Annotated in this window: 7 protein-coding genes, 1 tRNA gene and 1 pseudogene; 6 read left to right on the top strand and 3 right to left on the bottom strand. The window is 68.5% G+C overall.

Translation table 11 applies throughout. The features are described 5' to 3' along the window. Nucleotides 1-103 precede the first annotated feature (103 nt). A pseudogene (locus HUX53_RS06340) lies at nucleotides 104-358 on the top strand (transposase); the annotation flags it as partial. Nucleotides 359-426: 68 nt separating this feature from the next. Here HUX53_RS06340 and HUX53_RS06335 read toward each other — a convergent pair. Next, the gene (locus tag HUX53_RS06335) at nucleotides 427-1,836 is read right to left on the bottom strand and encodes an MFS transporter (protein ID WP_255204987.1); all 1,410 of its coding nucleotides are present in this window, start codon (nucleotides 1,834-1,836) and stop codon (nucleotides 427-429) included. Between the two features lie 190 nt (nucleotides 1,837-2,026). Between HUX53_RS06335 and HUX53_RS06330 the strand changes: the two genes are divergently transcribed. Genes HUX53_RS06330 through HUX53_RS06320 form a run of 3 tightly spaced genes read left to right on the top strand, consistent with a single transcriptional unit; the run spans nucleotide 2,027 to nucleotide 6,494 of the window. Next, complete coding sequence (locus HUX53_RS06330; protein ID WP_176402226.1) at nucleotides 2,027-3,700, top strand: class I adenylate-forming enzyme family protein; 1,674 nt, start codon at nucleotides 2,027-2,029, stop codon at nucleotides 3,698-3,700. 7 nt (nucleotides 3,701-3,707) lie between these two features. Then, nucleotides 3,708-4,721, top strand: a complete 1,014-nt coding sequence (locus HUX53_RS06325; RefSeq protein ID WP_176402225.1) for a methyltransferase — start codon at nucleotides 3,708-3,710, stop codon at nucleotides 4,719-4,721. A gap of 6 nt (nucleotides 4,722-4,727) precedes the next feature. Beyond that, nucleotides 4,728-6,494, top strand: a complete 1,767-nt coding sequence (locus HUX53_RS06320) for an FAD-dependent monooxygenase (RefSeq protein ID WP_176402224.1) — start codon at nucleotides 4,728-4,730, stop codon at nucleotides 6,492-6,494. Nucleotides 6,495-6,742: 248 nt separating this feature from the next. Here the strand turns inward: HUX53_RS06320 and HUX53_RS06315 are convergent. Continuing rightward, nucleotides 6,743-6,815: transfer RNA gene (locus HUX53_RS06315), tRNA-Arg, on the bottom strand. Between the two features lie 133 nt (nucleotides 6,816-6,948). Between HUX53_RS06315 and HUX53_RS06310 the strand changes: the two genes are divergently transcribed. Continuing rightward, nucleotides 6,949-7,395 carry a hypothetical protein gene (locus HUX53_RS06310; RefSeq protein ID WP_176402223.1) on the top strand — a complete coding sequence of 149 codons (447 nt, stop codon included), beginning with the start codon at nucleotides 6,949-6,951 and terminating at the stop codon, nucleotides 7,393-7,395. Nucleotides 7,396-7,477: 82 nt separating this feature from the next. Then, nucleotides 7,478-8,509 (top strand): D-alanyl-D-alanine carboxypeptidase family protein, encoded by a 1,032-nt coding sequence (locus tag HUX53_RS06305; RefSeq protein WP_176402222.1) that lies wholly within the window; start codon nucleotides 7,478-7,480, stop codon nucleotides 8,507-8,509. A 21-nt stretch (nucleotides 8,510-8,530) separates the two neighbouring features. On the opposite strand, the gene mscL is transcribed toward HUX53_RS06305, so the two are convergent. Further along, a complete protein-coding gene (mscL, locus tag HUX53_RS06300; RefSeq protein WP_176402221.1) occupies nucleotides 8,531-8,944 on the bottom strand; it encodes a large conductance mechanosensitive channel protein MscL in 414 nt (137 codons plus the stop codon). Nucleotides 8,945-9,172 lie beyond the last annotated feature (228 nt).

Genomic DNA, 9,172 nt, shown 5'->3' with positions numbered 1-9,172 from the left:
CTGTTGTGTTTTCTGTGTGTGTTGTGTGGGACGACGCCCACACCGAGCCGCTACCTTCCCCTCTACGTCGGCAGCGTCAGAGGTGTATACGACACCGATCCCCGCCCCGATCCCCGCCTCATCCGGCCGCACCCACCGGCACCGACTCAACCGCGGCGGAGACCGGCACGCCAACGCCGCCCTCTACCGTGTCGTGCTCTGCCGCCTGCGCTGGGACCCCCGCACCCGCGCCTACGCCGACCGGCGCACCAAGGAAGGCATGTCCAAAAAGGAGATCATCCGATGCCTTAAGCGCTACATCGCCCGCGAGCTCTACCAGCTCATCACCACAACCAACGATCTTGAACTCGCCGCTTGACATCCATAAGAGCATCCCCGCCGGACCGAACGGCCCCTGTAGCGGGGGCCGTTCGGTTTCGTGCCGTGTCATCGTTGCCCGGTAGGGCGACCCATGCCGAAGTAGGTCACTACTCCCGCCACCCCCACGATCGCGGCGAGGACGAGAAGCGCGGTTCGGATTCCCTCGGCGAGGTCGCCGGGTGACGCCGCGTGGCCGGAGGCGATGGGGATGAGTACGGCCACCCCCACGGCGATGCCGAGCTGGAACGAGGTCTGCCGAACCCCGGCGGCGAGGCCCTGCTCGTGGTCGGCGACCCCCGTGGTCGCGGCGAGCGTCGAGGTGACGGTGGTGGCCATGAACGCCATGCCCATCGGGAGCAGCACGACCGCGAACACCCAGATGTTCGCCGTGTCCGAGACCTGTGAGCCCACCAAGGCGATGAGCAGTCCGGACCCCAGCGTGGCGGCGGTGATGGACACCCGAATCCCGAGCCGTGTGATCCACTTGCCGAGCACGAACCCGAGTGCGATGTTCAGGACCCCCACCGGCGCCACGATGAGACCGGCCTCCAGCGGCGAGTAACCGCGCACCTCCTGGAGGAACATCGTGGTCAGCAGGTACGCGGCGCCCGAGCAGAAGCCGGAGGCGACCGAGACCAGGTTCGCCGACCGGATGACCGGGGAGCGGAACAGCGCCAGGCGTACCAGCGGTTCCGGATGCCTGGTCTCGAGCCACAGGAACGCCACGAGGAGCGCGGCGCCGGCCGCCAGCGGCGCGAGGAACGAGGCGGACGCGAAACCGGACGCCACGCTCTGCGCGGGAGCGGCGACGATCAGGGCGACCCCGAGTGTGATCAGGACGGCGCCGACGACGTCGATCTTGTGCGGCCGCCGCGGCGCCTCCCGGATGAACCTCGGCGCCAGCAGTGCGACCAGCAGGCCCACCGGAACGGTCACGTAGAACACGCTCTGCCAGCCCCAGGCGCGCACGAGCAGGCCGCTGAACACCAGGCCGCTGATGAATCCGAGCACGGTCGCCATGCCGAACTTGCTCATCGCCTTGGCTCTCGCCGGCCCCTCGGGCGTGGAACTGGTGAGCAGAGCGAGGGCGTTCGGCGCAATCAACGCGGCCGAGAAGCCCTGCAGGACCCGTCCGCCCACGAGCATCAGCGCGCTCTCGGACAATCCACACAGAAGCGATGTCGCAGCGAAGGCGATCATGCCGATGACGAAGACTCGCCGCCGTCCCAGCAGGTCGCCGATCCGTCCGCAGAGGATCAGCGCGCCGCCGAACGCCGTGTTGTAAGCCGTGATGACCATCTGCACGCCAGTGCTGGAAAAGCCGAGGTCGTGCTGGATGCTCGGGATGGCCACGGTCACGATGGACGCATCCAGCATCACCATGAACTGGGCGCATAAAAAGAGGACAAGGCCGAACCCTGGACCGCCGACCGGTCGCTCCGCCTCCGAATCGGTGCGGGAAGCCTGCACATTCATGGGATGTTCCCTTCTCGTGTCTTGGGTGCGTCGCCGTTGGGCGCGTGACTTGAAGGTGAACACCGGCGGACCCGATTCGGTTGCACTCGGCGGCCCGGATTACTGGGCAAGAAGCGGAGAGCCACCCTCTCACCGCGCAAGTAGCGTCCATTTGGTCAACATATGAGCGCATTGGCCGAGGTGAAGGCGCATGTATCTGTCCGGTACCCACCGTTCGATCGCCCAGCGGCTCCGCCTGACGCTGCGCCGGGACCTCGGTGCGGGGAACTTCTTCTGGCATGCCTGCGACATCGCGCTGGACCTCGATCGTCCGGTGATCTTCCGGCCGGACGGCCCCGGCCCGCGTGAGCTGACACTGCGCCAACTGCGCGAGCGGGTGGAGAGCTTCGCCAACTGGTACCACGCCCACGGCGTGGGGCACGGCACGCGCGTCGGGATCTACACGAGGGACGGGCTGCTGGGCCTGCTGCACCACATCGCGGTGACCAGCCTGGGCGGGGTGAGCGTGATCGCGAACCCGGACATGGCACCGGACATCGCTGCGGGCTACCTCTCCGCCGCGGACGCCACGTTGCTCGCCGCCGACGAGTCACGGTTGCGCACGCTGCCGGAATCGGAGGGCAGCACCATGGGCGCCGTCGACATCAAATCCGTGCACCGGACGGCCGCGTGGTCCGGCGGTCCGCCACCGAGACCTCATCGGCACGCGTACGGCGACCTGATCATGATCTCGCACTCGTCCGGAACCACCGGAGTGCCCAAGCCCGCCTTGTTCACCCACGGCGGGTTCTTCGTCGGTAAGCGGGAGCGGCTCTGGCGGTTCCCGTCGTTGCAGTCGGACCGGCTGCTGGCGGCGCTGCCACAGAGTCATTCTGCCGGGATCAGCTACGTGAGTCTGGCGCTGCTGCTCGGCCTGCCCACGATGATGGTGGACGACGCGTCGGGACCTTCCATGGCCGCCGCGATGAACATCTTCCGGCCGACCATCGTGGTCGGCTTTCCCAACTCGCTGGCCAATGTGCCGGTCGAGGACCTGTCCGCCGACGCGCGGCGATGCGTGCACACCTGGATGGGGATGGGAGACGCGTCCCATGAGCGGCACATCCGCCCGCTCGTCCACATCGGGCGGACACGCACCGGCGACGGCTGGCGCCCTGGATCGACCTATCTGGACGGCCTGGGCTCCTCGGAGATGGGCATGGTGCTCTTCCGCCATGCGCACACGGGGGATACAACGCGGTACGAGGACCGCGTCATCGGCAAGCCCGTGCCAGTCGTGCGCAAGGCCGCCGTGCTCGACACGCGCGGCACCGAACTGCCGGACGGCGAGGCGGGCCTGCTCGGAGTCCGTACCCCGAGTGTCACCCCCGGCTACGTGAGCGATCCGTCGCTCAACGAGCGATCGCGCCGTGGCGGATACTTCCTCACCGGTGACGTCGTGCGGCGGGTGAACGGTGTCTGGTACCACCTCGACCGCACGTCCGACGTGATCGTGACCGAGCAGGGGCCGGTGTACAGCCTCCCTGTCGAGGAGGTGGTGCTGATGGCGACGCAGGCGTTCGACGCGGCGGTCGTCGGTGTCGACGACCCGAAGGCCGAGGGGTTCGCCAAGCCGATCGCCGTGGTGCTGTTCAAGGACGAGCCGTTAACGGCGGAGGATGCGCTGGTGCGCTGTAACGCGACGCTGGCAGAGCGCGGGATGGCACGGCTCGAGGCCGTCGTCGCCGCGGTCGGCCGGGACGAGATCCCTGTCGGGGTCACGGGAAAGGTGCTCAAACGCGTACTGCGGGACCGGCACCGCGCGATACTCAGCACTCCGCCGGAGCCGGGTGTGGCCATGGCCGCCGGCGCAACGGACGGGTGACGCGATCATGTCGGAAGCCATGACACCTTCTCAGAAGATCGTGGACGTCGTCACTGGCACCTGGCGGGCCCAGGCGCTGTACGCGGCCGCCGCGTTGCGGCTCGCTGACCACGTGGCAGCGGGTCACCGCACCGCGAAGGCACTCGCCGTGGAGGTGGGCGCAGACGGCGACGGCATCGCCCGGCTCATGCGTCTGCTGGTCGGGCTCGGAGTGTTCGCCGGCGACGATCACGCGGGCTATGACCTCACTCCGCTCGCCCAGCTGCTCCGCAGCGATGCCCGCGGCTCCATGCGGGACATGTGCGTCCTGTACGGCGAGGAGTTCCACCGGGCGTGGGGAGCGGTGGCCACGACCGTCAAGACGGGACGCTCGGGGTTCGAAGCGTCCTTCCAGCAAGACCTGCACTCCTACCTTGCCGAGTCCCCGGGTGCGGGTGCGAAGTTCCTGCGTGCCATGAACGCGGGCAGTGTGTTCTTCGAGGACGTCCCCCGGGTGTACGACTTCACCGGATGCCGGACTGTCACTGATCTTGCCGGGGGAAGCGGGTTGCTGCTGTCGACCGTGCTGCGCGCCGCTCCCGCCGCACGGGGTGTCCTGTTCGACCGCCCGCACATGCTGGCGGTGGCCGAGGAGCACCTCGCCGCCGCAGTACCTGGCCGATATGAACTGGTGGCTGGCGACTTCTTCGGTTCCGTACCCGGCGGTTCGGACGTGTACCTGTTGTCCCGGGTGCTCCAGGACTGGGAGGATCGCGGCTGCGTCAGGGTTCTCACCAATGTGCGGAAGGCCATGATGAAAACCGCGGCGCGCTTGCTGGTCGTCGAGCGGGTGATTCCGACCGGTGCGGGCGAAGGGCGCCTGCTACCGCAATTGTTCGATCTCCACCTTCTCATGATGGCCGGCGGGCGGGAGCGAACGCTCGATGGCTACCGGAGCCTTCTGGAGGCCGCAGGCCTGCGCCTGACGGCGACACATGACCTGGCGCTGGAGACCAGCCTGCTGGTCGCGGAACCCGTGTGAGGAACAATGCGAGAGCGTCATACGCCGGTGTTGATCGTGGGCGGCGGCGGCTCCGGTCTGGCCGCGTCCATCTTCCTGTCCGACATGGGGATCGAGTCGATCCTCGTCGAGCGGCACTTCACGACGTCGCCGCAGCCGAAAGCGCACATCATCAATGGACGGACGATGGAGATCCTGGCCCGGCACGGCCTGGCCGAGGAGATCTACCGCCAGGGCTCGCCGCCGGAGAAGTCTTCGGCAATGGTGTGGCTGACCAGTTTGGGGGGCGACGCGCCGTACGACCGTCAGGTCCTGCACCGAGCCGACGCGTACGGTGGCGGCCAGTCGGCGGTCCGGTACGCGGCCGCCTGCGGACACCGGCATGGCAACCTCGGGCAGCGATGGCTGGAGCCGCTGTTGCGTGCGCACGCGGAGGAACGCGATCCGAGCACCGTTCTCTTCGGCCACGAGACGATCGGGCTGGTGCAGGACGACGAGGGCGTGCTCGCCACGGTCAGGGACCGGGCGGCCGGCGAGTTTCACCACGTACGTGCCGACTATCTGATCGCCGCCGACGGCGGGAAGACGATCGGCCCGGCACTCGGTGTGGAAATGGTCGGCACACCGACGTTGCTGGAGTGGGTCAACCTGCATGTGCATGCCGACTTCTCACCGTTCATGGCACACGACGACGCGATCGTGAACCGGGTGTGCAGCCTGGACGAGGAGACCGGACGGTTTCTGCACTGCGGTGTGGTCCCGATGGGCCCGAAGCGGTGGGGGCGGCATTCGGAGGCGTGGACGCTGATGTTCGCCAGGCCGCCGGGCTCGGCGAAGGGCAGCGAGCTCGACGACGCCGCGGTCGAGCACTTGGTCCGGAAGACATTGAAGCTGCCGGGCGACCATCCCATGCGGATCGAGTCCATCAGCCGCTGGCCCGTTGAGGGCACGGTGGCGGATCGGTTCTCGGTGGGACGCGTATTCCTTGCCGGCGATGCGGCACACCGCCATCCACCGTCGGGCGCGCTGGGGCTGAACACGGGCGTCCACGACGTCCACAACCTTTGCTGGAAGCTGGCCGCCGTGCTGACTGGCACGGCACCGGCAGCGCTGCTGAACAGCTACGCCGCCGAACGCCGGCCGGTCGCCCGGCAGGTCGTAGAACGAGCGTTGTACTCACTGTTCAACCAGATCGCCATGACCGGCGGCACCGGAGTCGTCGAAGGAGCGGCACCGGCGTGGAACCGCAGCCAGTACGCGGCGCTGTTCGCCGACACGGCCGACGGCCGCACCCGGCGCGCCGTGCTGAGGGAGTACTTCGACACCAACCGGATCACCACCGAACACCTTGGCCTGGAGATGGGCTACGACTACGCCGACGCGGGATACGTCCTCTCCGACGGGACCGAACGGCCGGAGGCGGACCCGCTCGGCCTGGAGTACCGGCAGTGCGCCCGACCGGGACATCGGATGCCGCACACGTGGCTGTCCAGAGCCGGCCGCCTTACGGCCACCCACGAACTGATCGAGCCCGGCCGGTTCCTGCTGATCACGAGTGGTCGTGCGGGGGAGTGGCGGGAGGCAGCGGACCGGCATGGCTACGAGATGGTGGTCGTCGACGTCGGCAGCGAGTTCGCCGACCCGGGTGGTGCGTGGGCGAATCTTCGCGGTCACGAGGACGGCGGCGCGTTGCTCGTCCGGCCGGACGGTTTCGTCGCGGGGCGCTTCGACCCGATCACCGATCCTTGGTCCGCGCTGGCGCAGGGCTTCCGGACCGCGCTGGCGGCCGACTGATGACCAAGTGAGGTGCCACGGGTCTTCCGGGCAGTCGGCTCGCCACGCGCCGAAGCTGCCGAAGAAGCGCACGCCCGTGCCGCCGATCGCATGGCGATGCCGAGGAGGGGTGAGGCGCGCCATGCGCCAGAGGTTGCCCGTTCGGTTCATCCAGCGGCGCTGCCGGCACTGCGATGCCACCGCAGGCCCGTGATCAGCGAATGCGAGCACCCGTCGTCCCGCGCTCGATTGGTCAACGGGTTGCAGGGCGCCCCCGGCAGGATTCGAACCTGCGACACCCGCTTTAGGAGAGCGGTGCTCTATCCCCTGAGCTACGGAGGCTTGTCGTCGCTCGCGCTAGAGCGTAGCGGACGGCACGTACAGGGTAGGGGAAAGGGAGCGGTGAGCGCTTCTTCATATGGGGCGGCCGGGGGCTCTAGGCCAGGTGGGGCCGGTGTGGGTACGCTTCGGTGCCGTGACGGGACGGCATCGCGGGCAGCCGAAGGACCAGGCGGCCGAGGACGAGGTGAACGAGCGCGCGTCCCGGGGCAGAGGGGTCGCGGTGATCGCCGGGGCCTTCGCGGTTCCCGTGCTGGTGGCGTCCATGATCGCGGTCGGGATGCGGGACGAGCCCGTCCAGGAGCGTCCGGAGACGGCGGGGACGCCGGTGCAGAACGTCGCGCCGGCCACGCCGGAGAGCGAGCCGACGTACGGGAAGTACGTGCCGCCGGAGTCGGAGCCGCAGGCGGCGACGAAGACGCCTAAGCGGGCGCCGGCGCCGGTGGTGAAACCGCGGAAGACCGCGACACCGACGCCCAGCCCGTCCCCGACCAGGCGGGTGCGGCGGCCGTGCCCGGCGGGATGGGACGACGTCTGGTGGATGCGCCGGTGGTGCGAGCGGCACGGTCACGGTGGCCGTTGAACCGGTTACGCACAGGTCATCGTAGAACCTGTAGTAGCGTTCTGCCGCTGTTCCGCATCTGGGCATCTGGAGGAAAACGACCGTGCCGTACCCCCGGTCGGCGGCGCTGACCGCGGTCTTCCTGGTGACGGCGGTGCTGTCGCCGCACGCTTCCGCCGCGGGCCGGGCTGACTCGCTGGAGTCGCTGCGCCGCGAGGCGGCGAAGGCCCGTGACCAGCTTGAGAAGGCCACCGATCAGATGAAGGGCCGGCAGAAGGATCTGGCCGCCTCGCAGGTGAAGCTGCGCGGCACGCTGAAGGACCTCGCGAAGGCCGAGGCCGAGCTGAACCGGATCCGGGAGCCGCTGGCCCGCCTGGCGAACTCGTCCTACCAGCAGAGCGGCGCGACCGGATCCATGGCGATCTTCGGTGGCGGTGATCCGAGCGAAGCGCTGCGGTCGACGGCGGACGTGACGCTGCTCGCCCAGTCGCAGCAGGCCCTCGTGGACCGTGCCGACGACCTGCAGAACCGGCGGAAGCGGCTCGCGTCCACCGCCCAGGACCTGCAGTCGCGCAACGCGGTGGAGCAGACGCGCCTCCAGCAGGAGGTGGACGGGCTGAAGAGCAAGTCGGCGCAGCTGACCAAGCAGCTCAACGCGATGCTCGACAAGCTCGCGGTGTCCCGGCAGAAGCGGCTGGAGCTCGGCTGCGACAAGAGCCTCGCCGCGGACGCGAAGAAGTTCCCCAACGGGCTGATCCCGTCGAAGTACCTGTGCCCGCTGCCGCAGAAGGGCGGACACAGGCTGCGGGCGGACGCGGCGCTCGCCTTCTACAAGATGAACGGCGCGTACAAGCGCCGGTTCGGCCGCGACATGTGCGTGACGGACGCGTACCGGAGCCTGTCCGCGCAGCAGTCGGTCTACGCGCGGCGCCCCGGCTTCGCGGCCGTCCCCGGGACGAGCAACCACGGCAAGGGACAGGCCCTCGACCTGTGCGGCGGCATCCAGAACTCGGGCTCCGTCCAGTTCAACTGGATGGAGGCCCACGCCGGGAAGTACGGCTGGATCCACCCGGCATGGGCCTACAGCAATCCCTTCGAACCCTGGCACTGGGAATTCGGCACCGAGAACGAGTGACCGCCGTCCCCGCGCCGGGGGCTAGGAGGGCATTTCGGCGGCGGGGACGAGGTCCGCGGTGCAGTAGCGGCAGCGGTGGGCCTTCACCGGGATCTCGCTGAGGCACTGCGGGCACTCCCGCTCGGTGGCCTCCTTGCCGCGGTCCATCCGCTCGATCAGCTTCGCGGTCGGCAGGACGACCAGGAAGTAGACGATCACCGCCGTGATGGTGAACGCGATCGCCGACGTGACGAAGACCCCGTAGGGGAACGTCGTGCCGTTGATGGTGACGGCCAGCCGCGTGTAGTCCGGCTTCCCGCCGATGAGCGCGATCAGCGGAGTGATGAACGAACTCGCGAAGTCCTTCACCAGGCTCGCGAACGCGGCTCCGACGACGAACGCGACCGCGAGGTCGACCAGGTTCCCGCGGAAGAGGAACTTCTTGAACCCGCTCATAAGGACTCCAGGGGGCTATCGGGGAAGCGCCCCCGACCAACGGGGACGCGGAACGGCTACGGATAGTAATGAAGACCCCCCTCATTAGCCAAGTCGCCCCCAAGCCCCTGCCCTCCAACGCCACCACTCCTGTCCCTTCTACTCATCTGACGCCGCCGACGAAGACGCGACCGCGAGGTCGCTGGCCGCCGTTCACTCAAAAAAAAACAGCAACCCAACCCAAACCGA

The organism is Actinomadura sp. BRA 177 (assembly GCF_013372625.1).
In the GTDB taxonomy this organism is placed as follows: Bacteria; Actinomycetota; Actinomycetes; order Streptosporangiales; family Streptosporangiaceae; genus Spirillospora.
Note: the sequence above shows the minus strand (reverse complement) of the source record. Positions and strands in the feature narration are given on the sequence as shown.